The sequence below is a fragment of the Streptomyces sp. NPDC006711 genome (assembly GCF_042869775.1).
Taxonomy (GTDB): domain Bacteria; phylum Actinomycetota; class Actinomycetes; order Streptomycetales; family Streptomycetaceae; genus Streptomyces.
In genome coordinates this window covers 48,613-73,469 of sequence record NZ_JBIAGO010000023.1, presented here as the reverse complement: position 1 = coordinate 73,469, position 24,857 = coordinate 48,613, and the positions used below count along the sequence as shown (strand labels likewise).

Here is a 24,857-nt window from a genome sequence, read left to right as displayed (position 1 = left end):
ATGTCCAAATCCTCGAAGGAAGCCGCCGAGGGGCTTGTCCGGCTCGAAGGATTCCTGATGAGCGAGGCCGTGCGGCGGGACGCACACGAGCAGGGGCAGGACTTCGCCCGCGCCCTGACCTGGCTCGGTCCCGCCGAACAGCGGGACGTCTCCTCCCGCTTCGCGCGGCACCATCTGCGGCTGCACCGGGACATGCTGGCGGCGACCGTGGTCCGCGCCGACAAGCTCCGGGCCGAATACGCCCACCGGTACGCCCAGCTGCGCCGCCGCCTCATCTGCCTGACCCTGCTCGCCTTCGCCCTGTGCGCCGGCATCTCGTATCTGCGCTGTCTGCGCTGAGCCGGGCCGCGCGCGGGTCACGCGTGGGCGGCGACCACGAGGGCCCCGCGCCGCCCCACCGGCCCGTGACGGATCAGGCCATGTCCGCGCCGCGCAGGAGCAGCAGCGCGACAGCCACGCCGCTGCCGACGATCGCCGCCCGGAACGGCCATCGGCTCCGGCGTCCCAACGGCAGGGCGGCGCCGGCCAGCGTCACGGCCGCCGATGCCGCCCCCAGGGACCAGTCCCGACATCGCGGCGCGCCCGGCGGCCCGGCGATCAGTACGCCGAGGGCCACCATCATCGTCGCAGGGGCGAGCCACCGGCAGGCCCGGCGGCCCAGTCGTTGGGGCAGCCCGCACACCCCCGCCGCGAGGTCGTCCTCGATGTCGGGCAGCACATTGACCACGTGCGCCGCGACGCCCAGAAGCGCCCCCGCCGTCACGGCCCACCACGCGGGCCACAGCGAAGGGCGCAGGCCGAGGGTGACGAACGCCGGCAGGGAGGCGAAGCCGACGGCGTAGGGCAGCGGCGACAGCACGGTGCGTTTCAGCACCAGGTTGTAGGACCAGCCCGCGGCCACGCCCGTCAGGTGCGCCGCCCCCGCCGCGCCGCCGCTCAGCAGGGACAGCGGCACGCACAGGGCGAGGGCGGTCCCGGCCGCCACGGCCACCGTCCGGGGCGGGACCTCACCCGTGGCCACGGGTTTGTCACGGCGCCCGCAGGCCGTGTCCCGGCGTGCGTCGAGCGCGTCGTTGCACCAGCCCACCGACAGCTGTCCGGTGAGTACGGCGGTGGCCACGGCCGCAGAACCCGTCGTCCCTCGGCCCGCCACCGCGGCGAGCGCGGTCCCGAACGCCGTCACCGCGATCGTCGGTTCCAGGTGGCAGGCACGCAGCAGTACGGGGACAGGACGCGCCGCGGGGGCGAGGGCACCGAGCGGGTGGAGAGTCACAGGGGGAAGTTATGCGAGCGCGCGCCGCGAGGAAGGCATACCCGACATGCGTGTCCCTGTCGTTGTCCAGGACGTCCCCGCTCCGTCCCCCGCGCCGTACCGCCCCTCCCCGCCCGTCACGACGACGATCGTCGCGGTCCGCACGGCCCTGCCCGCCCACCGGTACGCCCAGGACGACCTCACCGAGGCGATCGGCGACCTCTGCCTGGCCCCCGGGGCCGACCGCGCCCTGCTGCGCCGTCTGCACGCGTCGGCAGGCGTACGCACGCGTCACCTCGCCCTGCCCATCGAGCGGTACGCCGGCCTGAGCGACTTCGGACGGAGCAACGACGCGTGGATGGCGGCCGGACTCGCGCTCGGCGAGGAAGCGCTCACCGCCGCACTGGGAGACGCCGGAATCGAACCGGCCGACATCGACCTGCTGGTGTGCACGTCCATCACCGGGATCGCCGCGCCCTCGCTGGACGCCCGGCTGGCAGGGAGGCTCGGACTTCGCCCCGACGTCAAGCGCCTTCCGGTATTCGGCCTGGGATGCGTGGCCGGGGCCGCCGGACTCGCCCGGGTGCACGACTACCTGCGCGGGCATCCCGGAGGCACCGCCGTGCTGCTCAGCGTCGAACTGTGCTCCTTGACGCTCCAGCGCCACGACGACTCCGCGGCGAACCTCGTGGCCGGCGCCCTGTTCGGGGACGGCGTCGCCGCGCTGATCGCACAGGCGGGCTCCGCCGCCGCGTCGGCCGGAGCCGGGCCCTCGGTGATCGCCACCCGCAGCCACCTGTACCCGGACACCGAACACCTCCTCGGATGGGACATCGGCGCCGACGGTTTCCGGGTCGTCATCGACGCGGGCGTCCCGGACATCGTGCGCGGCCACTTCGGCACCCACGTGCGTGCCTTCCTCGCCGAACACGGCCTTGCCGTCGACGACATCGGCGCATGGGTATGCCACCCGGGCGGCCCCGCCGTGCTCTCAGCCGTGGCCGACTCGCTCGGGCTGCCCGGGGACGCCCTTGAGGTGTCCCGGCACTCCTTGGCGACGGCGGGCAACATGTCGTCCGCGTCCGTCCTGCACATCCTGGAGACCATCCACGCGTGCCGGCGGCCCGAGCCCGGCACCTGGGGCCTGGTCGCGGCGATGGGCCCCGGATTCTGCTCCGAACTCGTCCTGATCCGATGGTGAGTGGCTTTCATGCACTGGTACGCACTTCTCGTTCTCGCCGTCGCCGCCGAGCGCTTGGCCGAACTCGCCGTCGCACGGCGCAACGCGGCCCGGGCCTTCGCCCGCGCCGGCGTGGAACACGGGCGCGGTCACTATCCGGTGATGGTCGTCCTGCACACCGGCCTGCTCGTTTCCTGTCTGGCCGAAACCACGCTCGCCGACCGGCCGTTCCTGCCCGCGCTGGGCGGTCCCATGCTGGTCCTGGTCCTGCTGGCCCAAGCGCTGCGATGGTGGTGCGTCACCACACTCGGGCCGTACTGGAACACGCGGGTCATCGTCGCCCCCGGAACGCGCCTGGTCGGGGCGGGACCGTACAGATTCCTCCACCACCCCAACTACGTGGCCGTCGTCGTGGAGATCATCGCCCTGCCCCTCGTGCACAGCGCCTGGCTGACCGCCGCGGTGTTCACCGCGGCCAACGCGATGCTGCTCAGGGTGCGCATCCGCTGCGAGAACACCGCTCTCGCCACGGCCGTGCGCGCCGCATGAAGGCCCCCCACGACCTCATCGTGGCCGGAGGCGGTCCCGCGGGGCTCGCGACCGCGCTGTACGCCGCACGCGGGGGCCTCGACGTGGTCGTGGCCGAGCCCCGCCGGGCGCCGGTCGACAAGGCGTGCGGGGAAGGCCTGATGCCCGGTGCCGTACGAGCTCTGCGCGCGCTCGGTCTGGAGGTCCCCGGCCGGACGATCGGTGGAATCCGTTATGTGCAGGGGCCTTTGCGGGCCGAGGCGGGCTTTTGGCAGGGCTCTGGCCTCGGCGCCCGCCGCACCGAGCTGCACGCGGCTCTGCACCGGGCCGTGCTCGACGAGGGTGTTCCCGTGCTGCCCCTGCGCGTCAGCGAGGTGCGACAGGACACCGCGAGTGTCACGGTCCCCGGCACGGGCTTGCGCGCCAGGTGGCTGGCGGCGGCGGACGGTCTTCACTCACCGGTGCGCCGTCATTTGGGCCTGGAGGTGACGAGCACGACGGCGCCCCGCTACGGGCTGCGCCGCCATTACGCTGTCGCGCCGTGGTCGTCGTACGTGGAGGTGCACTGGGGACCGTTCGGGGAGGCGTACGTCACTCCGCTCGGCCCGGCGCTGGTGGGAGTGGCGCTTCTGACGGCCCGGCGGGCGCCCTACGACGTCCAGCTCGCGGCCTTTCCCGAGCTGGCGGCCCGCCTTCCCGAGACGGCGGCCGTCACCTCGGTACGGGGCGCGGGACCGCTGCGCCAGCGGCCCCGGAACCGTTGCCACGGACGGGTGTTGTTCGTCGGTGACGCGGCGGGGTACGTCGACGCGCTGACCGGTGAAGGGGTCTCCCTCGCCCTCGCGGGCGCCGACGCCCTGATCCGTAACATCCGGCGCGGCACCCCACAGCGCTACGAGGACGACTGGAAACGCGTGACCCGGCGCCACCGCCTCCTGACAGAACTGCTGGTGCGAACCCGTCAGCGTCCCGCGCTCGCACCGCTCATCGTGCCGGCCGCCACCCGTTGGCCCCGCCTCTTCGCGGCCGCCGTGAACGCGTTGGCCTGAGCCCCGACGCGGGCGCGACGGCGCTCGCCACTGGTCACACGGTGTGCCGGGGCCCCGCGGCGCGCCGGAGCCTGTTGGCGATCGCGAGACCCAGCCCTTCCTCCACCGGCAAGGACGCGACGATGAGGTCGCACCCCTGCTCGTCGAGCCGGCGCAGGAACCCGTACAGCCCACGCGCGTAGGCGGGCATCGAGGCGGGGACCCGCACCACGGCGTGCGCCGTCACCGTGGCACCGGTGACGGCGGGGGGAAGGAAGACGCCCACGTGGTGCCCCCGCTCCCGTGCCAGCTCCGCTTCGGCGACCACCTGGTCGGGCTCGACGAGGACGACCCGCGCACGCGGCGCGTAGTGCGAGGGATGCTGGCCCGGCACCCGGACAGGGCTCGTCGCGGGGACGGCGAGCGGGGCTCCCAGCACCGCTTCCAGGTCCTCACGCGTCACCCCGCCGGGCCGCAGGATGCTCGGGACCTCGCCCGTGACGTCGACGATGGTCGACTCGACGCCCACCTCGCAGGGCCCGCCGTCCAGCACGAAGTCGACGGCGTCACCCAGCTCGGCACGCACGTCCTCGGCGATGGTGGGACTGACCTGGCCGAAGCGGTTGGCGGACGGAGCCGTGACGCCGCCGCCGAAGGCCGCCAGCAGCGCGAGCGCGACGGGGTGCCCGGGCACGCGCACGGCCACCGTCTCCAGACCACCGGTCGCTTCGAGGGGCACACGGGGACCGCGCCGCAGGACCAGCGTCAAGGGCCCCGGCCAGAAGTGCTCGGCCAGCAGGCGCGCCGCGCGTGGTACGTCCTGGACCCAGTCGTCCAGCTGCTCCGCGCCGCCGATGTGGACGATCAGCGGGTGGGAGGGCGGACGCCCCTTGACCTGGAAGATCCGCGCCACGGCAGCGGGGTCCTCGGCGTTGGCGCCCAGCCCGTAAACGGTTTCCGTCGGGAGCGCCACCAGGCCGCCGGCGCGCAGCACACCGGCCGCCTTCTCGATGTCAATGGTGTTTGCCGTCACCCTCGCCATTTTAGGCGGCCGCGCTGACCGAAATGACGACCGGAGAAGGAGTGCGGTCGTGGACAGGCCGCATAACACGATGGGAGTTGCCGCGACGGGCCTGGGCGACGAGCTGGTCCACGTCGTCGAGGCCGCCTTCGAGGTACGCACGCAGGAGCGCCCAAGCCGTCGCGCCGTCGTCGGCGGGAAGCCGACTGGGGTGTTGGAGCAGGAAGCAAGAGACGGAGACACCGTGCAGCGGCCCCCACGGTGCCTGACGTGAATGGTCCAAAGCGAGCAAGGCGTGGAACAGCTCGTCGCAGGAGTGCGGAATTGGCGCACCGCACTCCGAGCAGGGTTCCATGCCTTCTCCTCGATCCTCGAAGCACAGCGAGGCCGGCAGTCCAGCCGCAGTGGTGATTCTGCTGGTGGAACCCGGTAGCCAGACAGCTGCGACCACCGGTGATCATCGGGTCCCCGCCGCGTGGGCGGCCCGCGACGAAGCCTACGGCGATGACCCCCACCTACGCGCTGTCCTGGGAGGACGAAAGCTCGGCTACGTACTGGCGGTCTCCAGCACCAACCTGTCCCCACCCTGGCCGGACCGTAGCGCGCGGACCAACCGGCGTGGGGGCCCGCCCCACGCCGGGCAAGGGGCGCGGCCGCCGGGTCATCGAGCACTTTCTCGGAGCTCTTGGCGCCGGCCGTCTTACGCTGAAACGCCGCACTTCGGCCGAGTCAATATCTATGGCCGCGACGTAAGTTTTGACACGTCACCCGACGAGTGTTCTTGCTGCAATCAACGGGGTGAAGTAATTTACCGGACTCGGGCCACCGGCTCGTGCTACTGTCGATCCCAGTTGCAGTTGTGGTTCCCAAAACTTCAAGCGTCTCCGCCGGGATTTTTCGGCCAATGGGCGCTTTTTCGTATTGCCGGTATTTCCGGACGGGGCATCATCACGGCGACCCGGTATCCGCCATCGCGGGTAACGGCGTACTGCCCCGAAGGAGATATGACATGGCATCAGGCACAGTGAAGTGGTTCAACGCGGCCAAGGGCTTCGGCTTCATCGAGCAGGACGGTGGGGGTGCCGACGTGTTCGCCCACTTCTCGAACATCGCCGCCCAGGGTTTCCGCGAGCTGATCGAGGGCCAGAGGGTCAGCTTCGACATCGTGTCGGGCCAGAAGGGCATGACGGCCGAGAATATCGTTCTCGCCTGACGTCGGCGCATACTTCGTAGCTGGGGCCCGCATCCCTCGGGGTGCGGGCCCCAGCTGCGAGCATTTCCCGCAGCGGGTGTGATCTGCGGACGGCAATCGTTCGCGGTCCCCGCATCCAGTGACGCGCGCGGCGTCCGAAGTGTTAATCGGTAGGCGTCCGGGATTTCACGTCCATATGGCGACGGAAATTCTGTCGATGCAGCCCGCGTCGGTCCTGTCGTGTTCCAGATTATTTTTCGCATCTCATTCGGTTCGTTCTTGTGATTCTTCGCGCTGTTCTTCTGCTGCGGGAATTCCTTGACGCGCGCCGTATGGCCGTATCAAGGAAGGTTCTCCATGAACCCCGCACGTACGAACGACCGTTCTTCCCGCCGCAACCGCAGTGAGGGCCCCGCTTTCGGCTCCGGCGCCGGTTCGAGGCGGGAAAGCCGTTTCGGCTCGTCCGCTCCGAGCCGTTCGGGAGCCCCCAGCCGTTCAGGCGGCCCGAGCCGTTCGGGCGGTTACGGTCGGCGGCCCGCCGCGATTCAGGGCGAGTTCGCCCCGCCGAAGACGATCACTCCCGCGCTGCCCGCAGCCGAGGCGTTCACCGACCTCGACATGCCGGCCGGGCTGCTCGCCGCGCTGACCACGCAGGGTGTGAGCGCCCCCTTCCCCATCCAGGCCGCGACACTGCCCAACACGCTGGCCGGCCGGGACGTCCTGGGACGCGGGCGCACCGGTTCCGGCAAGACCCTGGCCTTCGGCCTGGCGCTCCTGGCTCGCACCGCCGGGCAGCGCGCCGAGCCCCGTCAGCCGCTGGCCCTGGTCCTGGTGCCGACGCGGGAGCTGGCCCAGCAGGTGACCGAGGCGCTCACCCCTTATGCCCGCGCGGTGAAGCTGCGCCTGGCCACCGTGGTCGGCGGCATGCCCATCGGCCGGCAGGCCAACGCGCTGCGGGGTGGCGCCGAGGTCGTCGTGGCGACGCCGGGCCGGCTCAAGGACCTCATCGACCGGGGTGACTGCCGGCTCGACCAGGTGGCGATCACCGTGCTCGACGAGGCCGACCAGATGGCCGACATGGGCTTCATGCCCCAGGTCACCGCGCTCCTGGACCAGGTACGCCCCGGCGGCCAGCGGATGCTGTTCTCGGCCACCCTCGACCGCAACGTCGACCTCCTGGTCCGCCGCTACCTCGTCGACCCGGTCGTCCACTCCGTCGACCCGTCCGCAGGGGCGGTCACCACGATGGAGCACCACGTACTGCACGTCCACGGCGCCGACAAGCACCGTACGACCACGCACATCGCGGCGCGCGACGGCCGGGTCATCATGTTCCTCGACACCAAGCACGCGGTCGACCGGCTGACCCAGGACCTGCTGGACAGCGGGGTGCGCGCCGCGGCCCTGCACGGCGGCAAGTCGCAGCCGCAGCGAACCCGGACTCTGGCTCAGTTCAAGACCGGGCATGTCACCGTGCTGGTGGCCACCAACGTCGCGGCTCGCGGCATCCACGTCGACAACCTGGACCTCGTGGTCAACGTCGACCCGCCGACCGACCACAAGGACTATCTGCACCGCGGCGGCCGCACCGCCCGCGCGGGCGAGTCCGGCAGCGTCGTCACCCTGGTGACCCCGCAGCAGCGCCGCGACATGAGCCGCCTCATGACCGCCGCCGGGATCGTGCCCCAGACCACCCAGGTCAGCTCCGGCGACGTGGAACTCACCCGGATCACCGGCGCGCAGGCCCCCTCCGGCATCGCCGTGACGATCGCCGCGCCGGTCGTCGAGCGGAGCCGGCGCAGCACGTCGTCGTCTCGCGGGCGGCGCAGCCCCGCCTCGGCTGCCCGGCGCAGGACCGCACAGCAGTCCGCGTTCGGCACCGCGGTCTGACAACCCCCGTATCCGGAAACCGATCTACCTCCGCAGGAGCTTTCTTTGACGATGGTTCAGGTGCAGCCCCGCTCGATGGCCGCGACCCCCGTACTCCGGTCGGTGGCCGACGCCAGCGACCTGACCGGTCCGCGGGTCTTCGACGACATGACCGTCGAGGTGGCCCTGTCCGTCATGGCGAGCGCCCACACCGGTCACCTGCTTGTCTGTGACAACGACAGCGTGCGCACGGGGCTCCTCACCCTGGCCCAGCTCACCGCGGTCCGCGACAGGACCGGGTACACCGATCGCGTCCAGCTGCGGGACATCCTCGCCGGCGACACTCCGCGTCCTGCCGCCCTGACCCGCTGAACAGCCGCGCCGCAGGCGACCGAGCCACTTGCGAGTCCAGCGGGCCATGACCCAGCTCGTCTCCACCTGCCGCGACCATCCCGGCAGCGTGGGAACGCGGAGCCTGCCCGCGCGGGGTCCGGGGGCGGGGCGGGCGACGACGGCCGGGTACCCGGACGCCGGCCGGGACGCATGGTCGAATGGACCTGTTCGGTACCGAACCACCACCGGCAACCCGTCTGTCCGGGACGCGAGTCCTGAGCGGCGCCGAGCCGAGGAGCCGAGGAGGCGCTGTGACCGCAGGGCAGACAGACGGGAGCCGTCCGGGCAGCGCGTCGACGTTGGCGGGGACGCTGGAGGCGGCAGAGGCCGCATCGCCCGTGGAGTCGCTCGACGTAGTCGCGCGCCTGCTCAAGGAGCGGCTCGGCGCGGCGTCGGTGTCCTTCCTGATCACCGACTTCAGCGGCGGTTCGGTCGTGCGCCTCGGCGCGGCCGGCACCGTTTACAGGGGTGAGACGGCCTGGCGCATCGCCCTGCGGGACACTTTGTACGACGACGTGATCCGCAGCCAGCAGCCGGGCGTGCGGGACACAGATACAGGCATGGTGCGGGTGGTGGCTCCGGTGACCAATCGCGGTGACGCCATCGGTGTCCTGGAGCTGTTCCTGCCCTCGACGCCGGACACGGAGACGATGCGGGAGATCGGCGAGACCGCTCACGCGCTGGCCTACATCGTCATCGCCAACCGGTCGTTCACCGACGTCTACCAGTGGGGCAGGCGTACCCGCCCGCTCAGTCTGGCCGCGGAGATCCAGCACCGCCTGCTGCCGGCGTCGCTGGCGTGCGAGGCCGCGCAGTTCGCGGTCGCCGGGGCGCTGGAGCCCGCCGACCACGTCGGAGGAGACACCTTCGACTACGTGATCGACCGGGACACCATGCAATTGTCGGTCACCGACGCCATGGGGCACGACGTCGGTGCCGCGCTGCTGGCGACCCTGGTGCTGGGCGCCGTGCGCCGCGCGCGGCGGGCCGGCGCGGACCTCCAAGAGCAAGCCCGGCACGCCCACGAGGCCCTGCGTGAGCATGGCCGCGCGGGCTATGTCACCGGTCAGCTGCTGCGGATCAGCCTGCTCGACGGCACCACCGAGTTCGTCAACGCCGGACATCCCTGGCCGCTGAGACTGCGAGACGGCAAGGTGAAGCAGATCGTCCCGGAAATCGATCTGCCCTTCGGCGTCCTGAACCCGCGCACCTACCGCGTGCAGTCACTCGACCTCAGGCCCGGCGACCGGCTGGTGATGCTGACCGACGGCATGCTGGAACGCAACGCCGACAGCGTCGACCTCCCCGACCTGATCCTCCGCACCCGGGCGCTGCATCCACGAGAAGCCGCCCGCACCCTCATCGGGGCGATCGTCGACGCCAGTGACGGGCATCTGGCTGACGACGCGACCGTGATGTGCCTGGACTGGCACGGAGTGCACCACTCTCAGCGCGACGCCGCCACCGGCGCCGACCTCACCGACGCCTCACTCCCGGCAACGCCCGGACAGTGACGCGCCGACCCGCATGATGGAGAGCGGCCCAGGCAGCCGGCCCTGCCGCCCTGGGCGTCCCGCCTGAGCCCGGTTGCGGCAGGGCTACCTGTTGTCCAATTCCCGCACGAGACGCCGCAGCACGGGCAGCGCGTCCCGCAGCGTGTCCCTGTCCGCGGCCGGCAGCGCGGCAAGCGCGCCTTCCAGGGCCGCGGTGCTGGCACGGTCGTAGCGGTCGAGCAGGTCGAGCGCCGCGGGGGTCGGGGTGAGGACCACGGCCCGCTGGTCCGCGCGGTCGGCGGCCCGCTCGACGAGCCCGGACGCCACCATCGTCTTGACCAGGTTGCTTACGGTCGAGGGCGCGATGCGCAGCCGGTCCGCCACCACCCTGGCGCCGAGGGAGCCCTCCGCGGCCAGGGCCCGCAACAGCTCGATCTGGGCCTCGGGCAGGTCGGGGAGGCCGGCCGCGCCCCGTGTGGAGCGGAGTACGGCGCGGCGCAGGGGGCCGAGCAGCCGGCTGAAGTCGGAGGCGGTGTCCATGGGGGACATTCTGCCGAAGATTTCGTTTTGACACAAAATAGTTTTGTGTCAAACTTAAGGAGCCAGTGACGCAGCAAGGAGAGCTCCCATGACCACCATCGCCGAAGCCGCACTCGAAGCGACCGCCTACCCCACCACGGTCGCGACTCCGATCCCCCCGCAGGACCTCTCCGGCATCGTCGGCCACCGCTTCATCTACACCTACGCCAACGGCTGGCAGTACGAGATGTATGTCAAGAACGACCACACCATCGACTACCGCATCCACACCGGCATGGTCGGCGGCCGCTGGGTCAAGGACCAGGAGGTGGACCTGGTCATGCTCACCGCGGGCGTCTACAAGGTTTCCTGGAACGAGCCGACCGGCACCTCCGTCGCCGTCAACGTCGTCCCCGGCGAGCGTGTCCTGCACGGCGTGATCTTCTTCCCGCACTGGGTCGAGGAGCACGGCGAGCGCACGGTCCTCTTCCAGAACGACCACCTGGAGGAGATGCGCGACTTCCGTGACGCGGGCCCGACGTACCCGATCTACGTCGTCCCGGAGTTCGCGAAGATCACCCGTTACGAGTTCGTCGGCGCGGACAACGAGGACGTCATCGCCATCGCCCCGGCCGATCTCCCCGCGGGCTGGGCGGACGGGACCAACTAGGGCCGCACTGTGGACGGGGGAGAGCGACCGCCGGGCCGGGGGCCCAACCACGGTGCCGGCCCGGGTGCCAGGAGTACGGCATCCGGGCCTCTCCACGTGCGCCACGGACAGTGCGATGTCGGCGACGGCTTTCCTTCGCCGTCTGGTAAGACGAGTGGGCGCGAGAGCCGAAGGGGTCGAATTAGCGCTCTGCCATCTGAACTGCCCCGGTAGGGATGAAGGTGGCGACGGGCTTTCGCTCGGGGTCTGCCATCTTGACCTTGGCCTTCTTGTTCGGCAGCGAGAGCCGGAAGACCTTGTGCCACGCGGAGAACACCTGCTTGGGCAGCGGCCCTGTGACGTAATCCAGCTCGTACTTCTCGAACAAGGCGCGCACCTTCACCGCGACCTCGGCGTACCGGTTGCTCGGCAGGTCCGGGAACAGGTGGTGCTCGATCTGGTGGGACAGGTTGCCGGTCATGAAGTGCATGGCCTTGCTGCCGCTGATGTTCGCCGAACCCATCATCTGGCGCAGATACCACTGGCCGCGCGTCTCGTGCTCAATCGACCGGCGCTCGAAGACCTGCACGCCCTCGGGGAAGTGCCCGCACATGATCACCGAGTGGGACCAGATGTTGCGGACCAGGTTCGCGGTGAACGTGGCGGCGAGCGTGCTGAGGAATGACGGGCCCGACAGCAGCGGGTGGATCACGTAGTCCTTGAGCACCTGTTTGCGGATCTTACGGCCGACGGCTTTGGCCCGGGCACGGAACTCCGGGTCCTTGCGGCGGTGCTTGTCCAGGTTGTCGCCGAGCTCCAGGTCGTAGGCGGCGATGCCGTACTCGAAGAAGCAGGCGTTGAGGAAGTTCCACAGCGGCTGGCCGAGGTGGAGCGGGTGCCACTTCTGGTCCTCGTCGACGCGCATGATGCCGTAACCGAGGTCGTTGTCCTTGCCGATCACGTTGGTGTACGTGTGGTGCAGCTCGTTGTGCGAGTGCTTCCACTGCTCGGCAGGCGAGACGTGATCCCAGTCCCAGGTAGTGGAGTGGATCTTCGGGTCCCGCATCCAGTCCCACTGGCCGTGCAGGACGTTGTGGCCGATCTCCATGTTCTCCAGGATCTTCGCCACGGACAGACCGGCGGTGCCGATCAGCCACGCGGGCGGGAAGCCCGAGAACAGCAGCACGCCCCTGCTGGCCAGTTCGAGCGTGCGCTGGGCAGAGATGACCTTGCGGATGTAGGCGGCGTCCTTCTCGCCGCGGGCGGCGATCACCCCGTCGCGGATCGCGTCCAGCTCTCGGCCAAGCTCCTCGATCTGCTCCCCGCTCAGGTGGGCGGTGGGGTCGATGGCGGTCAAAATTCTCCTACCGTTCGATGTCGCAGGGGCCCGCCGCGGCGGACACGCAGGTCTGGATGAGGACGCCCGGCTCTGCCTCGGTGATCTCGCCGGTGCGCAGGTCGCGGACGGCCCCCGCCTTGAGCGGTGTGACGCAGCCGTAGCAGATGCCCATGCGGCACCCGGACGGCATGAGCACGCCGGCCTCCTCGCCGACGTCCAGCAACGGCGTGGCGCCGTCCGCGTCGACGGTCTTGCCGGTGGTGCGGAACGTGACCTCGCCGCCGCCGTCCCCGGAGACGACGATGCCGGGGCGGAAGCGTTCGGTGTGCAGGCGGCCTTGGACGCCGTGCTCGATCCAGTGCGCCTCGGCGGCGTCGAGCAGGCCGGCGGGTCCGCAGGCCCAGGTCTCCCGCTCGGCCCAGTCGGGCACGAGCTCGTCGAGGCGGGCGATGTCGAGCATGCCGTCCGTCTCGGTGTGCAGCTCGGTGAGGCGCAGCTTCTTGTCCGCGACCAGGCCGTGCAGATCATTGCGGAATATCACGTCTTGTGGCCGCGGTGCGGAGTGGACCATGACGACGTCGTCGAACCCGGTGTCGCGCAGCATGCCCATCACCGGCGTGATACCGCTGCCTGCCGTCAGATAGAGCACCTTGGCGGGTTTGGCCTCCGGCAGCACGAAGTCACCGGTCGCCTGGTCGAGGTGGATCAGTGTGCCCGGTTTCGCCTCTCGGACCAGGTGGTTGCTGACCTTGCCGCCCGGGATCGCCTTCACGGTGATCGTGAAGCGGCCGTCCCGGCGGTCCGTCGGCGAGGTGAGCGAGTAGGCACGCCACAGGCGTACCCCGTCGACGTCGACCCCAACCCGCACGTACTGACCGGCCGTGTGGCCACGCCACCCCCGCCCCGGTCTGATCACGAGGGTCGCGGCGTCACCCGTCTCGGGGTGCACGGCCTCGATGCGCCCACGCAGTTCAGCACCCGCACGCAGCGGACTGACCAGGTCGAGGTAGTCCGACGGCAGCAGCGGCGTCGTGACCATCTCCAGCAGTTTCCACGCCCTGCCGCGGAGGGCCGCACTCGTCATGACTCCACCTTGATGCGCCTCAGGGCGTAAAGTCCTGTCCGCAGAACGTGAATCTGGTCGGCTGAATTGTTCGCAGGAAACAAAACATGAACCATGCCATGCGGAGAGCCAGCGAACTGACCCTGGATGAGACGACGGTCACCGTACTGCGGGCCGCGCTGAAGAACACCGCCGACGAGATCGTCCAGGCGATCATCGACGAGGTTCCTCCCTACGCCAACGCCCTTTCGGGCCGCATGGGCGGCATCATCCGCCGCGCCGTACGCACCGCCCTCGGGCACTACCTGGACCTCGCGAGCGGCCATGCCACAGGCGGCGACGCCGGTGACGCGGCCTACGAGCTGGGCCGCGGCGAGGTCCGCGAGGGCCGGTCGATGGACGCCCTGCTCAGCGCCTACCGCGTCGGCGCCCGCGTGGCCTGGCGATGCCTGGCCACGGGTGCCGTGCCCGCGGGGCTGCCCGCCGCCGAGGTCGCCAAGTTCGCCGAGCTGACCTTCGCCTACATCGACGAGCTCTCCGCCGCGAGCGCCGCGGGCCACGCCGACGAACTGGCCGCCCAGGGCCGGGCCCACGAGCGTCACCTGGAACACCTGGCCCGCGACCTCCTCGCCGACGCGAGCCCGGACGTGCTGCGGGCCTCCGCGCAACGGGCCGGGTGGCAGCCTCCGGTGTCGCTGACCGCGGTGCTGCTGCCCGCCGCCCAGGCCCGGCCTGCCTACCGCACGCTCAACCCCAACACGCTCGTCCTCGACGATCTGCCGGACGCCTGGGGCGTGCTGCTGGTCCCCGACGCCGACCGGACACATCTCCTGAGGCAGCTGAACCACCGCGCCGCCGTGGTCGGCCCGGCCCGGCCATGGACTCGTGCGTCCGCCTCGTACGCACGAGCCGTACGCGCGCACTCCCTCTCCTGTGACATCCGCGACACGGAGGACCACCTGCCCGAGCTGGTACTGAGCGCCGACGCGGACGCGTTCGCGGACCTGCGTGCCCGAGCCCTCGCCCCCTTGCGGACCCTGCCCGCCGCGACCGCGCGGCGGCTGGAGGAGACGCTGCGGGCGTGGCTGCTGCACCAGGGCAGGCGGGAGGAGGTGGCAACGGCGTTGTTCGTCCATCCGCAGACCGTCCGGTACCGGATGTCACAGCTGCGAGAACTGTTTCCGGAACTCGCATCGCCGCACCGCGTCCTTGAGCTGACGCTTGCGCTCGGTCTCCAGGTCAGCTGACGCATGCCACGACGCCCGCTCGCCCCCGGCGGCCTCACCTTCTCGGGCCCGGACGCCATTTCTGAGCGCCACCACCACGCGTTGCGCCACATCCAGGACCAGCTCACCACCTAGCAGCCCCGCCCGGTGTGCCAGCGCCTCCGTCTGGACAGCGGTCGTGGCCGGCCCGGCTCCCGCCTCGGATACCGTGTTCCTCTACGGGGTGCCATAACGGATGTGACGCCCCCCACCGGAGGTAGTCAGCGTATGAGTTCAAAGCGCAGCAAGAATCCAGCCCTGCCCGTACTTGACGACGCATACCGGCTCGAGTCGGTCAAGAACGCCGAAGAGTCCACCCGTGACTTGGCCGCACGGCTGGCCACCACCGAGCTGCGCCGCGTTTCTCACCCGGGCCGGATCACCTGGGAGCCCATCGATCAGGCCGAGCCCGTACCGGTCCCGCCGACCGTGGTCGACGGTGACGGGGACCTGTGGCTGCGGGACCGGGGCACTGGCACCTGGACCATGCCCGAGTTCAACCCGAAGGAGTTCCCGGCCCGCTGCGGCGAGGTTCTGACGTGGAACCAGCTCGCCTGCGAGTTCGGCCCGCTCACCGCACTGGCCGACGACCGCCGCGTCGGTGGCGGCGGCCGGCGCTGACCGCACAGCCTCCTAGATGACCCGCACCTGAAGCGCCCGTTATGGGCAGCTGAGAGCTCCAGCTCACCGCCGAGCTCTCACTGGAGCCGCGCCCCACGCGCCGATCAGTGACTCAGCGTGGCCGGCCCACAGGACCTGGTCAGGCCAGGGTCTTGATCCACTCTGTGATGACGTCGGCGTACTGCTGTGCCATCGGCTCGTGCATGGTGTGCGGGGCGTCGAGCTGCCTGAAGGCCACAGACTGGCCGGTGGATCCCATGAGGCGGCCGGTGCCGGGGTCGGTCATGTGGAAGTGGCGGGTGAGGAGCACCGGCGTCCAAGTGGAACGGCCCTGCCCGCGCGGGTCGATCGCGAACACGGCGCGGTCGGCGGCCTCGGAGATGCCGGGAGCCGGGCCTGCGCGGTTCGCCGGGTGGCGTCGCGCACGTGGTCGCCCGGGGTTGGACGTGAGGTGCGCCGGTACGGGGTCTGGGAGTGGTACCTCAGCCGCCCGGAGGCCGGACGTCTCCGGGGGGTAACCCCACCTGGGGTTGGGCGGGTAGCGGGATCGTGGCGGAAGGCGGTGCCCGGACATGCTGGACCGACCGCACACCGCTGCGTTGTCCGCAGATCCCGTAGGAGTCACTTCGTGCACGAGCAGCAGTCATGGACGTTTTCCCGTCCTTCCCAGCAGCGCCGGACGAGTTGGCGCAGAGCCGTGCCGGCCGTGGCCGCCGTGGCCGTGGGCGTGCTGACGATGAGTGCCATGACCCCGTCCGCGGCGTCCGCCGCCACCCGGCACGACACCGTCCAGCAGGGACTGAACGCGCTGGTGGCGGAGGACGGCATCCCTGCCGCGCTGGCGAGCGTCCAGAGCCGCGACGGCCAAAACCGTACCTACACCGCCGGGGTCGGCGACCTCGCCACCGGTGCGGCGGTGCCCCGTGATGGTCAGGTGCGCGTCGGCAGCAACACCAAGACGTTCACCGCCGTGGTCGTCCTGCAACTGGTCGGAGAGGGGAAGATCAGCCTCGACGCGCCGATCGACACCTACCTGCCGGGCGTCGTCCGCGGGGACGGCATTGACGGAGGCCGCATCAAGGTCCGCCATCTCCTGCAACAGACCAGCGGTCTTCCCAACTACAGCAACTACCTCGGTGAGGACGTCCAGCACTTCGAACCCCGCCAACTCCTCGACATCGCGCTCCAGCACAAGGCCGAGTTCGACCCCGGAACGCGCTGGAAGTACAGCAACACGAACTACGTCCTGGCCGGCTTGATGGTCGAAAAGGTCACCCACCGGTCGCTGGCCAAGGAGATCGACCAGCGGATCATCCAGAAGATCGGTCTGCGCCACACCTACTTCCCCGCCCCCGGTGACGCGACCATCCGCGGACCCCATCCCACCGGCTACTACCGGGATTCACCCGATGCGCCGCTGCGGGACGTGACGGAGCTGGACCCCTCCTGGGCCTGGGCCGCGGGAGCGATGATCTCCACCAACTCCGACCTGGACCGGTTCTTCTCGGAGCTGCTGACCGGCGACCTGCTCAAGCCGGCCCAGCGCGCCGAGATGCGCACCGGTACCGTTCCCGCGGAGGAGACCTTCGGCCCCGGCGCCCGCTACGGTCTGGGGCTCGTCAGCAAGCCGCTGTCGTGCGGCGGTCTCTACTGGGGCCACGGCGGCAGCTATCCGGGATACGAGACGCGGGGCGGGGCCACCGTGGGCGGCCGCGCCGCCAACGTCGCGGTGAGCTTGCAGCTGTCCGACGAAGCGACCAGAGGACGTGTCGACCGAGTCGTGGACGCGGCCCTGTGCCGCCGCTGAAGGAGACCGGCACGGGGCCCACCGAGGCATCGGGCGACGGGGCCCGGTGATCGTCGGCCGACGAGCCACCGGGCGGTGGGTGTTCCGGGCGGCTGCGACCGCCAGGACCGCGAAGCCCCCCCCGCACCTGCGACTCACCTCGCGAGTTCCGTCGTCTCGTCCAGCCGCGTCAGCTTCCGGCATCGACGCGATTTCCGCGTAGCCGCGGCCGGCCGGCAGGAGCTGTGGAGCGGGGTTCGTAGCCACCGCAGGCCCAAAGGCCCAGAGAAGTCCCAGAGATGCCGCCGCGCCCCTCCCTGACCCGCTGAGCCGCAGGTCAGACGGGGCGCGGCGGCATTCGCGCATCAAATATCGCGGAAGATCTCGATCTGCGCGCCCACCGAGTTGAGGCGTTCCGCCAGGTCCTCGTAACCGCGGTTGATGACGTACACGTTGCGCAGGACCGACGTGCCCTCGGCGGCCATCATGGCGAGCAGGACCACCACCGCGGGGCGCAGGGCCGGGGGGCACATCATTTCGGCGGCGCGCCAGCGGGTGGGGCCCTCCACCAACACCCGGTGGGGGTCGAGGAGTTGGAGGCGGCCGCCGAGACGGTTGAGGTCGGTGAGATAGATCGCGCGGTTGTCGTAGACCCAGTCGTGGATGAGCGTCTGGCCCTGGGCCGCCGCCGCGATCGCCGCGAAGAACGGCACGTTGTCGATGTTGAGGCCGGGGAACGGCATCGGGTGGATCTTGTCGATGGGCGCCTCCAGTTTGGAGGGGCGCACGGTGAGGTCGATGAGCCGGGTGCGCCCGTTGTCGGCGGCGTACTCCTCGGTGCGGTCGTGGTCGAGGCCCATCTCCTCCAGGACCGCGAGCTCGATCTCCAGGAACTCCACCGGGACCCGGCGGATCGTCAGCTCGGACTCGGTGACCACGGCGGCGGCCAGCAGGCTCATCGCCTCGACCGGGTCCTCGGACGGCGAGTAGTCGACGTCCACGTCGATGTCCGCCATGCCGTGCACGGTCAGGGTGGTGGTGCCGATGCCGTCGACCCGTACCCCGAGCGCTTCCAGGAAGAAGCACAGGTCCTGGACCATGTAGTTGGAGGAGGCGTTGCGGATGACGGTGACGCCGTCGTTGCGGGCGGCGGCCAGCAGCGCGTTCTCGGTCACGGTGTCGCCGCGCTCGGTCAGCACGATCGGGCGGTCGGGCGCGGTGCGGTCCACCTCGGCGTGGTAGATCCCCTCGGTGGCCGTGATGTCCAGGCCGAACCGGCGCAGCGCGATCATGTGCGGCTCGATGGTGCGGGTGCCGAGGTCGCAGCCGCCGGCGTAGGGCAGCCGGAAGCGGTCCATGCGGTGCAGCAGCGGGCCGAGGAACATGATGATGGAGCGGGTCCTGCGGGCGGCGTCCGCGTCCATGGCGTCGAGGTCGAGCCGGGCCGGCGGCACGATCTCCAGGTCGGTGCCCTCGTTGATCCAACGGGTGCGTACGCCAATGGAGTTGAGGACTTCCAGGAGCCGGTAGACCTCTTCGATCCTGGCCACGCGGCGCAGCACGGTGCGGCCCTTGTTGAGCAGGGAGCCGCAAAGGAGGGCGACACAGGCGTTCTTGCTCGTCTTGACGTCGATCGCGCCCGAGAGGCGACGGCCGCCCACGACGCGCAGGTGCATGGGGCCGGAGTAGCCGAGCGAGACGATTTCGCTGTCGAGCGCTTCGCCGATGCGCGCGATCATCTCAAGGCTGATGTTCTGGTTTCCGCGCTCGATCCGGTTCACGGCGCTCTGGCTGGTGCCCAGAGCCTCGGCCAACTGCGTCTGTGTCCAGCCTCGGTGCTGCCGGGCGTCACGGATGAGCTTGCCGATGCGTACGAGGTAGTCGTCTGCCATAGGGGCAGGTTATCTCAGATATGAGATGGCGCTCGCGCTGGGCTGGGCCGTCAGGGTGAGGACCCGTCACCTCCGATCCTGCGCGTTCCTTGCGGGGGCGGCAAATGGGCTGGTCCGTCCGGGGTGCATTGTTTTGCGAAGTTCGGGCGTGTCGTGCGCTTGTTCGTGCCTGTGTAGGAGCCTGCCGCATTGCGTGAGAACTCGGTGGGTGCACGCCGCGCCTGGGCTGCGGGTGTCTGGCTGGGCTCCCGATGGGTGGCTTCCCAGCGGTGGATAACCGCGTACCCGCACGGACGGCGGCCGCCCCCAGGTAAGGGGGCGGCCTCCGTGGTCTGCTTCTTGGTGGCTCTTCCGTTCTAGAAGCTGGAGCTGGTCCACTCCAGGCGGGGCGCGCTCAAACCGTCCCCGATGCCGGTGAAGGTCCACAACCCGTTTTTGCTGTGACCATCGCTGGTCTGTCCGTAGTCGTACAGAACCTCGGCATCGGTCTTTCCGTCGCCGTTGAAGTCGCCTGCGACAAGGGTGCTGGCATTCCAGTTCCAGCTGTCAGTGCTGTCCCACACCTTCTTTGGCGCGCTGACTCCGTCGGCTTCCCCGGAGAGAACCCACATTCCGGTGTGGTTGCTGCCGTCGGCGTCCCGGCCGTAGTCGTAGAGAACAGCGATGTCGGACTTCCCGTCACCGTTGAAGTCGCCGGAAGCCACTGTGCTGGCGTTCCAGTTCCAACTGGAGGAGCTGTCCCATATTTTCTTCGGGGTGCTCAGCCCCGTGGCGCCGCCGGCGAACCACAGGCCTGTGTGGTTGTTGCCCGTAGAGTCTTGGCCGTAGTTGTAGAGGATGGCGATGTCGGTTTTTCCGTCGCCGTTGAAGTCGCCGGAGGTGAGTTTGCTGGCGTTCCAGTTCCAGCTGTCGTCTCCGCTGTCCCACTGTCCTTGCGGAGGGAGCAACGCCTTGCCATCGCTCAAGGACACCCAAAGGGCGCTGCGGTTGCCCGTGTCGGTGCGTCCGTAGTCGTACAGCGTCGCGACGTCGCTCTTGCCGTCGCCGTTGAAGTCGCCGGAGGCGACCTGGGCCGGCTGTGACGGGGTCGGTTGTTTGCCGTTGGCCGGCAGGGGGGCAGGGGAAGGCAGCGCGGCGGTGCCCAGGGTGGCGGTGGCCCATCGCTGGGAGGGGGCGCCGTTGCACTCGTAGAGCTGCAATTGGGTGCCAGGGGTGAAAGTGCCGCCTGGTCGGTCCAGGCAGCGGTTGGAGACGGGGTTGAGGTAGCTGCCGTCAGCGCGGGCCTGCCACTGCTGGTTGGGGGCTCCCGTGCAGGTCATGAGCTGGACCAGGGTGTTGTTGGTGGTCCCGCTGTTCGCGGCCTCGACGCACTTGCCCTGGATGCGGACGGTGGCGTCGTCCCGGAGCTCGAACTGCTGGGCGTCAGACTGGTTGCAGGTGTAGATCTCGATCTGATTTCCGTCGGTGCTCGCCGCGTGGTCGTCGTCGACGCAGGTGCCCGAGTCGGTCGCGGCAGTGATGGGGCCCGTGGCCCCGGGCGCGGTGACGGAGGCCGCGTACGGGTAGATGGCGAGGTTGCTGATGCCGCCGTGCAGGCCCCCGACAGCGTTGGGCTTGCCGTCGGCCTGGTAGCGGCCGAGGGCGAATGGTCCGTCCGGCTTCGGGGCGGGGCTGGCGGACGGGTTGTGGTGGCCCGAGCCGACGAGAACGCCGTCCGCGTACAGACCCATCCGCCCGGTGCGCGCGTCGTAAACGGCCGTCAGTTTGGTCCAGACATCCGGGTGGAGGAGGGCGTTGGCATTGATGCTGGAGGTGCTGTCGTACCTCCAGCCGGAAGTGGTGTCCTGGGTGTTGCCGATGGCGAACCGCCAGTAGGCGCCATCATGCTCGGGGAAGAGCATGAAGTCGCTGGCCTGGGAGTTGTCCTGGCTGACGATGACTCCGTTGGCGTCTGATGCCTTGGCCCAGGTGCTGATGGTGAAGCTCTTGCGGGTGTCGACTACGGCGGTGCTGGTGGTGATCGCCGACTGCGTGTCGCTGAAGAAGGCGTAATCGGTGTTCCGGCCGTCGACGGTCGCCGTGGGCCACAGGATGTTCGTGGCGGTGGCCGGGTAATTGCCGGTGCTGCTGTCCACCTTTCCCTGGGCGTTGGGGCCAGTGAGCTTCCACCCGGCCATGGGCATGTTGAGGTTGCCCAGCGGTACGACGGTCGAGACCAGACTCGTGACCGTGGGGTACGGGGCGGTGTTGGTGGGAGCGTTACCGGCGCCGGAGAAGGAGACGAGCTGCTGGTTGGTGTCGACTGCCCACAGATCCGGAATGCCGTCGCCGGTGAGGTCGCCGTCGGAGCCGACGCGCGGGTAACGCTCGGGGTCGATGGCGGCCTTGAGGTCCACACCCTGCGCGGGGTCGATGAAGCCGGTCAGGTCCGGGGCGTCGGCGCTGCCCTTGACCGTGAAGGCACGGACGGCGCCGGTGGTCTTCGACCGGGCCCACAGGGTGGGAAAGTCATTTCCGTTGGTGCGGCCCGGGGTGATCAGTTCGTAGTTGTCCCAGCGCTGGTCGTTGGCCGACAGCAGCATGGCCCGGCCCAGGTGGTTGCTGCTGTCGCGCAGGGCGAGCCAGAGCCGCCCGTTCTCCACGAACAGCAGCGAGGTACGCGGCAGCGCGTACTGGCCGGTGCCCTGGACCGCGCCGGAGTCACCGCTGGGCGAGCCGAACGCCGCGATCTGGGTGACCTTGGACCAGTTCCCGCCGTAACCGTAGTCCGCGCACGTGAGAGCCGAAGAGGTCGCGTCCACGCAGGAGGTCGGCTTGTCCAGGGGTACGGGTGCCTGGCCGTCGAAGCGGCCCCCATTGGTGTCGTTGAGGTAGTCGTAGAGCATGGCGGCACCCGGCTGGTGGGCCAGGAGATCGTCGACGTTCTTGCTGGCGAGGCTGCCGCGGTGGGTGATCTGGATGCCGGTCCAGCCGTTGTTGCCTGGCGCCGCTTGGATACGGGCGTTGGGCGCGGTGTTGGGGTCGGTGCCGCCGCCGATCTGGCGGAGGTCGCCGGCGCTGTCGGGCAGGAGCACGTCCGGGATGGAATCGCCGGTGACGTCGCCGAAGACAGGGCGGGGGCCGTTGAGGTCGGACGGTGCGTAGTAGCTGTAGACCGCGGGTTGGGACATGTTGCCCGCATTGTCCTGGGTTTGCAGGTAGACGAAGTTTGTACCCCAGTGCGGGGGCGTGATCTTGATATCCGCCTTGCCTCCGGTGAGTCTGACGATGCCCTTGGCCGAGTCGGTGCACCTCCACCCGGTCGCGGCCGCCTGGACAGGGTCGGTGGTCCAGCGCGCGCACGCGAGCCCGGAACTGCGGCCACCGTCAACGGGTGCGGGATCAGTTCCGGTGAGGGTGAAGGTGCCTTCCTGGCCGGCCTTGAGGGGCTGGGCGTTGGGGGTGCCGGAGGGAGGGAAGTCGCTGGAGGCGACGGTTGCCGTGGGCGGGGTGCGGTCGACGCGGAAGTAGCAGCTTCCGGTCGGGTCGCTCGACAGCGTGCCGTCCGTGGTGATCGCCTGCCAGCCGTACTGGTGACCGTCAACAAGACTTCCCGAGTTGACGGTGACGTCGCCGGCGGAGTTCCAACCGGTGGTGAAGGTCGAAGTCTGGTTGCCGTTGTCGTTGTCCCACAGCTTGAACGTCGTGTACAGCTGCTCGTTTGTGCGCGAGTCGGTGTTGGCTGTCAGTGCGGTGCTGGTTGCGCCGATCCAGCCGGGCTCCTCCGGAAGGTTGCACTGGGTATAGGAGCCTGTGCTCGCCAGGCCCGGGGCCGGACTGGTGCGGGGGTTGCCGATGGCCGGGTTGATGTCGTAGGTGACGACGACGTGAGGGGCCTGGCCGCCCTTCGACGTGAAGCGCTGCCGGTAGTACTTGTTGTTCTCGTCGTCGGGGGCGAACCCGAACGAGAAGTTGCCCCAGCGGTTGGCTGACGCCCGTCTCATCGTCGAGGTGACGTCGTACGCGACGCTGCCGGTGCCCGAGACCGAGAGGCTCGCACCGATCTTGGAGCAGCCGCCCATGACGGAACCGGTGCCGCACGGCTGGTGGTTCCAACTGGTCGGATCGCTGATCGTGCCCGTCTCGTACAAGCCCAGCGGGGTCCTGGTCGAGGGGCTGGAGGACGCGATGACCGTGGCGTACAGACGCGCGTCGAGGACGGTGGCGCCATAGATCGCGGATCCGATGCCGACCTGGAAGTAGGCGCGGGTCCGGCCGGTGGGGGAGCAAGGGTGTTCGGTGTCGACGTATCCGCAGTAGCCGGTGGCCGGTGTGTCCTGGCCGTACTGTGTGCCCTTGTACTCATTCGTACTGGGATAGGCCTCCTGTACCTGGGCCCAAGCCTGCAGCGTGTTGTCGGTCGACGGGTTCCAGCCCGGGTCGATGAACCACGGCCCGGTGCCCTTCTCGAGCACCCCGGTGTCGGGGACGAGGTCGATGCCGTGGTCGTCGGCGGTGGCGGCAACCTTGGCGACGATCGCACCCGCGCCGGGGCCATCCGCGGTGGAATCGGCTCCAGTGCCGTCCGCGGAGGCGGTCAGCGCGGCGTGACGGGCGAAGGACTTCTGCGTCCCTGATGGCGTGGGAGGCGTGGACGAGTCCCACATGACGGGGCTCGGCGCGGAAAAGCGGGCCCGGCCCAGGGCGTCGGCCGCCTTCAGGTTTCCGGCCGCGTCGGCGCTCACCGTCAGCCCGTCGGCCACCACGTCGAGATGGAGCCTTTTGACGGCGGGGTCGGCGGCAGCCCGCGCGGTGTGCACGATCAGCACCTGGCGCCAGCCGCCCAGAGGGGTGGCCGTCAACTCCAGGTCCACATCAGGCATGACGGCCTCGTAGAGGGCGCTGTCACCGTCGAGGACCGGCTTGGGCAGTCTGAAAGGCGCCTTGATGGCGAGCTTCTTGCCGTCGCTCGTGGTCATGGTCGCCATGGGGCCGTCCCCGCCACCGGAGAAGACCAGAGGTGACGGCACGGTGGTCGGCGTGACAGTGCCGTCCGCGCGGGCACGCAGCGTCGCGTCGATGTCCTGCCACGTCCCCTCGGCGGATCGGACGCGCAAGGGGCTGGACGAGGTGTCGGTGCTGAGTGTGCCGTCGGGGTTGGCGACGGTCTGCGCGTTCTGCGTCGTCAGGTACCCGATGGCTACCGGCTTCCCGGTGCTTTTCGCCTGGGCGCGTGCCGCGTCGAGGGCCTTCTCGTTTTCGGTGGGCTTCTTGGGGGGCGGAGCAGGCCAGGCAGAGTCGGCCGGACCGTGCCCGGCACTGCCGCCGGCGACCGCCCCGGGGGCAGCGAGTACGCCGATGCCCAGAGAGAGCACGACGGCACCGGCGATCGTTCCCAGCGGCGCGCGGACGGCCCGTCGGCGACGTGAGGCCCCCGGCCCCAGTATCCGCGGATGGAGAAGTGATGGCCTCAAGATGGAGGTCCTCGCTGTGGTCTGTGAGCGGGCAGAGGTCATCCGCACAGTTCCTTCACAGCATCGCCCCTGTCAACGGTGTCGCTTGTGAAATGCCCTTTCTGCCCCGTGAGTTACCGCAGTGCACCTGGACGTGACATTGGCCACGCGGCCGGAATTTTAAATTCCGCTGTACGTGCCAAATTGCTGATCCATAGGGTGCCGTTTACCCCGGCCGTGATCCGCCGGGGGATTTCGCATTGCATGTTTGTTTTCTTCTGTGTCCTGTGGGGGAACCAGTTGTCTCGTCGGGGTGGGCTTTTCACGCGCTCGAA

The 24,857-nt window shown here is 69.8% G+C and carries 21 protein-coding genes; 12 read left to right on the top strand and 9 right to left on the bottom strand.

Going from position 1 to position 24,857, the window contains the following annotated elements; all coding sequences use genetic code 11:
• Complete coding sequence (locus ACFYM2_RS31350) at positions 1 to 339, top strand: hypothetical protein (protein WP_388840906.1); 339 nt, start codon at positions 1 to 3, stop codon at positions 337 to 339.
• A gap of 73 nt (positions 340 to 412) precedes the next feature.
• On the opposite strand, the gene ACFYM2_RS31345 is transcribed toward ACFYM2_RS31350, so the two are convergent.
• Positions 413 to 1,273: a UbiA family prenyltransferase gene (locus ACFYM2_RS31345; RefSeq protein ID WP_388840903.1), complete on the bottom strand. Its 861-nt coding sequence runs from the start codon at positions 1,271 to 1,273 to the stop codon at positions 413 to 415.
• 46 nt (positions 1,274 to 1,319) lie between these two features.
• Between ACFYM2_RS31345 and ACFYM2_RS31340 the strand changes: the two genes are divergently transcribed.
• Genes ACFYM2_RS31340 through ACFYM2_RS31330 form a run of 3 tightly spaced genes read left to right on the top strand, consistent with a single transcriptional unit; the run spans position 1,320 to position 4,009 of the window.
• On the top strand, positions 1,320 to 2,453 hold the full coding sequence (locus tag ACFYM2_RS31340) for a type III polyketide synthase (protein ID WP_388840900.1): 1,134 nt from the start codon (positions 1,320 to 1,322) through the stop codon (positions 2,451 to 2,453).
• A gap of 9 nt (positions 2,454 to 2,462) precedes the next feature.
• On the top strand, positions 2,463 to 2,981 hold the full coding sequence (locus ACFYM2_RS31335; RefSeq protein ID WP_359002802.1) for an isoprenylcysteine carboxylmethyltransferase family protein: 519 nt from the start codon (positions 2,463 to 2,465) through the stop codon (positions 2,979 to 2,981).
• Positions 2,978 to 4,009: an NAD(P)/FAD-dependent oxidoreductase gene (locus ACFYM2_RS31330; RefSeq protein WP_388840897.1), complete on the top strand. Its 1,032-nt coding sequence runs from the start codon at positions 2,978 to 2,980 to the stop codon at positions 4,007 to 4,009. The genes ACFYM2_RS31335 and ACFYM2_RS31330 overlap by 4 nt, the downstream gene beginning before the upstream one ends.
• 34 nt (positions 4,010 to 4,043) lie before the next feature.
• On the opposite strand, the gene ACFYM2_RS31325 is transcribed toward ACFYM2_RS31330, so the two are convergent.
• Complete coding sequence (locus ACFYM2_RS31325; protein ID WP_388840894.1) at positions 4,044 to 5,030, bottom strand: L-threonylcarbamoyladenylate synthase; 987 nt, start codon at positions 5,028 to 5,030, stop codon at positions 4,044 to 4,046.
• A 1-nt stretch (position 5,031) separates the two neighbouring features.
• Positions 5,032 to 5,364 (bottom strand): DUF5946 family protein, encoded by a 333-nt coding sequence (locus ACFYM2_RS31320; protein WP_388840891.1) that lies wholly within the window; start codon positions 5,362 to 5,364, stop codon positions 5,032 to 5,034.
• A 654-nt stretch (positions 5,365 to 6,018) separates the two neighbouring features.
• Here ACFYM2_RS31320 and ACFYM2_RS31315 point away from each other — a divergent pair.
• The 4 genes from ACFYM2_RS31315 (at position 6,019) to ACFYM2_RS31300 (ending at position 9,977) form a co-directional block, all read left to right on the top strand.
• Positions 6,019 to 6,222, top strand: coding sequence for a cold-shock protein (locus tag ACFYM2_RS31315; RefSeq protein ID WP_359002795.1), 204 nt, complete (start codon positions 6,019 to 6,021; stop codon positions 6,220 to 6,222).
• Positions 6,223 to 6,558: 336 nt separating this feature from the next.
• Positions 6,559 to 8,091: a DEAD/DEAH box helicase gene (locus tag ACFYM2_RS31310; protein WP_359002793.1), complete on the top strand. Its 1,533-nt coding sequence runs from the start codon at positions 6,559 to 6,561 to the stop codon at positions 8,089 to 8,091.
• 45 nt (positions 8,092 to 8,136) lie between these two features.
• The gene (locus tag ACFYM2_RS31305) at positions 8,137 to 8,442 is read left to right on the top strand and encodes a hypothetical protein (protein WP_388840888.1); all 306 of its coding nucleotides are present in this window, start codon (positions 8,137 to 8,139) and stop codon (positions 8,440 to 8,442) included.
• A 272-nt stretch (positions 8,443 to 8,714) separates the two neighbouring features.
• Positions 8,715 to 9,977, top strand: coding sequence for a PP2C family protein-serine/threonine phosphatase (locus ACFYM2_RS31300; protein WP_388840885.1), 1,263 nt, complete (start codon positions 8,715 to 8,717; stop codon positions 9,975 to 9,977).
• A gap of 84 nt (positions 9,978 to 10,061) precedes the next feature.
• Here the strand turns inward: ACFYM2_RS31300 and ACFYM2_RS31295 are convergent, their stop codons facing one another.
• The gene (locus ACFYM2_RS31295) at positions 10,062 to 10,496 is read right to left on the bottom strand and encodes a MarR family winged helix-turn-helix transcriptional regulator (protein WP_388460396.1); all 435 of its coding nucleotides are present in this window, start codon (positions 10,494 to 10,496) and stop codon (positions 10,062 to 10,064) included.
• A gap of 88 nt (positions 10,497 to 10,584) precedes the next feature.
• Between ACFYM2_RS31295 and ACFYM2_RS31290 the strand changes: the two genes are divergently transcribed.
• Positions 10,585 to 11,145: a phenolic acid decarboxylase gene (locus ACFYM2_RS31290; protein ID WP_388460398.1), complete on the top strand. Its 561-nt coding sequence runs from the start codon at positions 10,585 to 10,587 to the stop codon at positions 11,143 to 11,145.
• A gap of 181 nt (positions 11,146 to 11,326) precedes the next feature.
• Here ACFYM2_RS31290 and ACFYM2_RS31285 read toward each other — a convergent pair whose 3' ends face one another.
• Positions 11,327 to 12,481, bottom strand: a complete 1,155-nt coding sequence (locus ACFYM2_RS31285; protein ID WP_359002787.1) for an acyl-CoA desaturase — start codon at positions 12,479 to 12,481, stop codon at positions 11,327 to 11,329.
• A gap of 7 nt (positions 12,482 to 12,488) precedes the next feature.
• Positions 12,489 to 13,547 carry a ferredoxin reductase gene (locus tag ACFYM2_RS31280; protein ID WP_388460400.1) on the bottom strand — a complete coding sequence of 353 codons (1,059 nt, stop codon included), beginning with the start codon at positions 13,545 to 13,547 and terminating at the stop codon, positions 12,489 to 12,491.
• Between the two features lie 86 nt (positions 13,548 to 13,633).
• Between ACFYM2_RS31280 and ACFYM2_RS31275 the strand changes: the two genes are divergently transcribed.
• Both ACFYM2_RS31275 and ACFYM2_RS31270 read left to right on the top strand, forming a co-directional pair.
• Complete coding sequence (locus ACFYM2_RS31275; RefSeq protein WP_388460401.1) at positions 13,634 to 14,773, top strand: PucR family transcriptional regulator; 1,140 nt, start codon at positions 13,634 to 13,636, stop codon at positions 14,771 to 14,773.
• A gap of 246 nt (positions 14,774 to 15,019) precedes the next feature.
• Positions 15,020 to 15,412, top strand: coding sequence for a hypothetical protein (locus ACFYM2_RS31270; protein ID WP_388460403.1), 393 nt, complete (start codon positions 15,020 to 15,022; stop codon positions 15,410 to 15,412).
• Between the two features lie 139 nt (positions 15,413 to 15,551).
• Here the strand turns inward: ACFYM2_RS31270 and ACFYM2_RS31265 are convergent, their stop codons facing one another.
• A complete protein-coding gene (locus tag ACFYM2_RS31265; RefSeq protein ID WP_388840883.1) occupies positions 15,552 to 15,770 on the bottom strand; it encodes a hypothetical protein in 219 nt (72 codons plus the stop codon).
• Positions 15,771 to 16,148: 378 nt separating this feature from the next.
• Here ACFYM2_RS31265 and ACFYM2_RS31260 point away from each other — a divergent pair, with 378 nt between their 5' ends.
• Entirely contained in the window at positions 16,149 to 17,219 is a 1,071-nt protein-coding gene (locus ACFYM2_RS31260; protein ID WP_388840927.1) for a serine hydrolase domain-containing protein, read from the top strand.
• Positions 17,220 to 17,563: 344 nt separating this feature from the next.
• Here ACFYM2_RS31260 and ACFYM2_RS31255 read toward each other — a convergent pair whose 3' ends face one another.
• Together ACFYM2_RS31255 and ACFYM2_RS31250 are read right to left on the bottom strand one after the other, a co-directional pair.
• Complete coding sequence (locus tag ACFYM2_RS31255) at positions 17,564 to 19,090, bottom strand: UDP-N-acetylglucosamine 1-carboxyvinyltransferase (RefSeq protein ID WP_350233224.1); 1,527 nt, start codon at positions 19,088 to 19,090, stop codon at positions 17,564 to 17,566.
• A gap of 356 nt (positions 19,091 to 19,446) precedes the next feature.
• Positions 19,447 to 24,444 carry a ricin-type beta-trefoil lectin domain protein gene (locus ACFYM2_RS31250; protein ID WP_388840880.1) on the bottom strand — a complete coding sequence of 1,666 codons (4,998 nt, stop codon included), beginning with the start codon at positions 24,442 to 24,444 and terminating at the stop codon, positions 19,447 to 19,449.
• Between the last annotated feature and the right edge of the window lie 413 nt (positions 24,445 to 24,857).

Excerpts from the sequence above, each read along its gene's own strand:
- ACFYM2_RS31350 (WP_388840906.1), top strand. The coding sequence starts at position 1 with ATGTCCAAATCCTCGAAGGAAGCCGCCGAGGGGCTTGTCCGGCTCGAA.
- ACFYM2_RS31340 (WP_388840900.1), top strand. The coding sequence starts at position 1,320 with ATGCGTGTCCCTGTCGTTGTCCAGGACGTCCCCGCTCCGTCCCCCGCG.
- ACFYM2_RS31335 (WP_359002802.1), top strand. The coding sequence starts at position 2,463 with ATGCACTGGTACGCACTTCTCGTTCTCGCCGTCGCCGCCGAGCGCTTG.
- ACFYM2_RS31330 (WP_388840897.1), top strand. The coding sequence starts at position 2,978 with ATGAAGGCCCCCCACGACCTCATCGTGGCCGGAGGCGGTCCCGCGGGG.
- ACFYM2_RS31325 (WP_388840894.1), bottom strand. The coding sequence starts at position 5,030 with ATGGCGAGGGTGACGGCAAACACCATTGACATCGAGAAGGCGGCCGGT.
- ACFYM2_RS31320 (WP_388840891.1), bottom strand. The coding sequence starts at position 5,364 with ATGGAACCCTGCTCGGAGTGCGGTGCGCCAATTCCGCACTCCTGCGAC.
- ACFYM2_RS31315 (WP_359002795.1), top strand. The coding sequence starts at position 6,019 with ATGGCATCAGGCACAGTGAAGTGGTTCAACGCGGCCAAGGGCTTCGGC.
- ACFYM2_RS31310 (WP_359002793.1), top strand. The coding sequence starts at position 6,559 with ATGAACCCCGCACGTACGAACGACCGTTCTTCCCGCCGCAACCGCAGT.
- ACFYM2_RS31295 (WP_388460396.1), bottom strand. The coding sequence starts at position 10,496 with ATGGACACCGCCTCCGACTTCAGCCGGCTGCTCGGCCCCCTGCGCCGC.
- ACFYM2_RS31290 (WP_388460398.1), top strand. The coding sequence starts at position 10,585 with ATGACCACCATCGCCGAAGCCGCACTCGAAGCGACCGCCTACCCCACC.
- ACFYM2_RS31280 (WP_388460400.1), bottom strand. The coding sequence starts at position 13,547 with ATGACGAGTGCGGCCCTCCGCGGCAGGGCGTGGAAACTGCTGGAGATG.
- ACFYM2_RS31275 (WP_388460401.1), top strand. The coding sequence starts at position 13,634 with ATGAACCATGCCATGCGGAGAGCCAGCGAACTGACCCTGGATGAGACG.
- ACFYM2_RS31270 (WP_388460403.1), top strand. The coding sequence starts at position 15,020 with ATGAGTTCAAAGCGCAGCAAGAATCCAGCCCTGCCCGTACTTGACGAC.
- ACFYM2_RS31260 (WP_388840927.1), top strand. The coding sequence starts at position 16,149 with ATGAGTGCCATGACCCCGTCCGCGGCGTCCGCCGCCACCCGGCACGAC.
- ACFYM2_RS31255 (WP_350233224.1), bottom strand. The coding sequence starts at position 19,090 with ATGGCAGACGACTACCTCGTACGCATCGGCAAGCTCATCCGTGACGCC.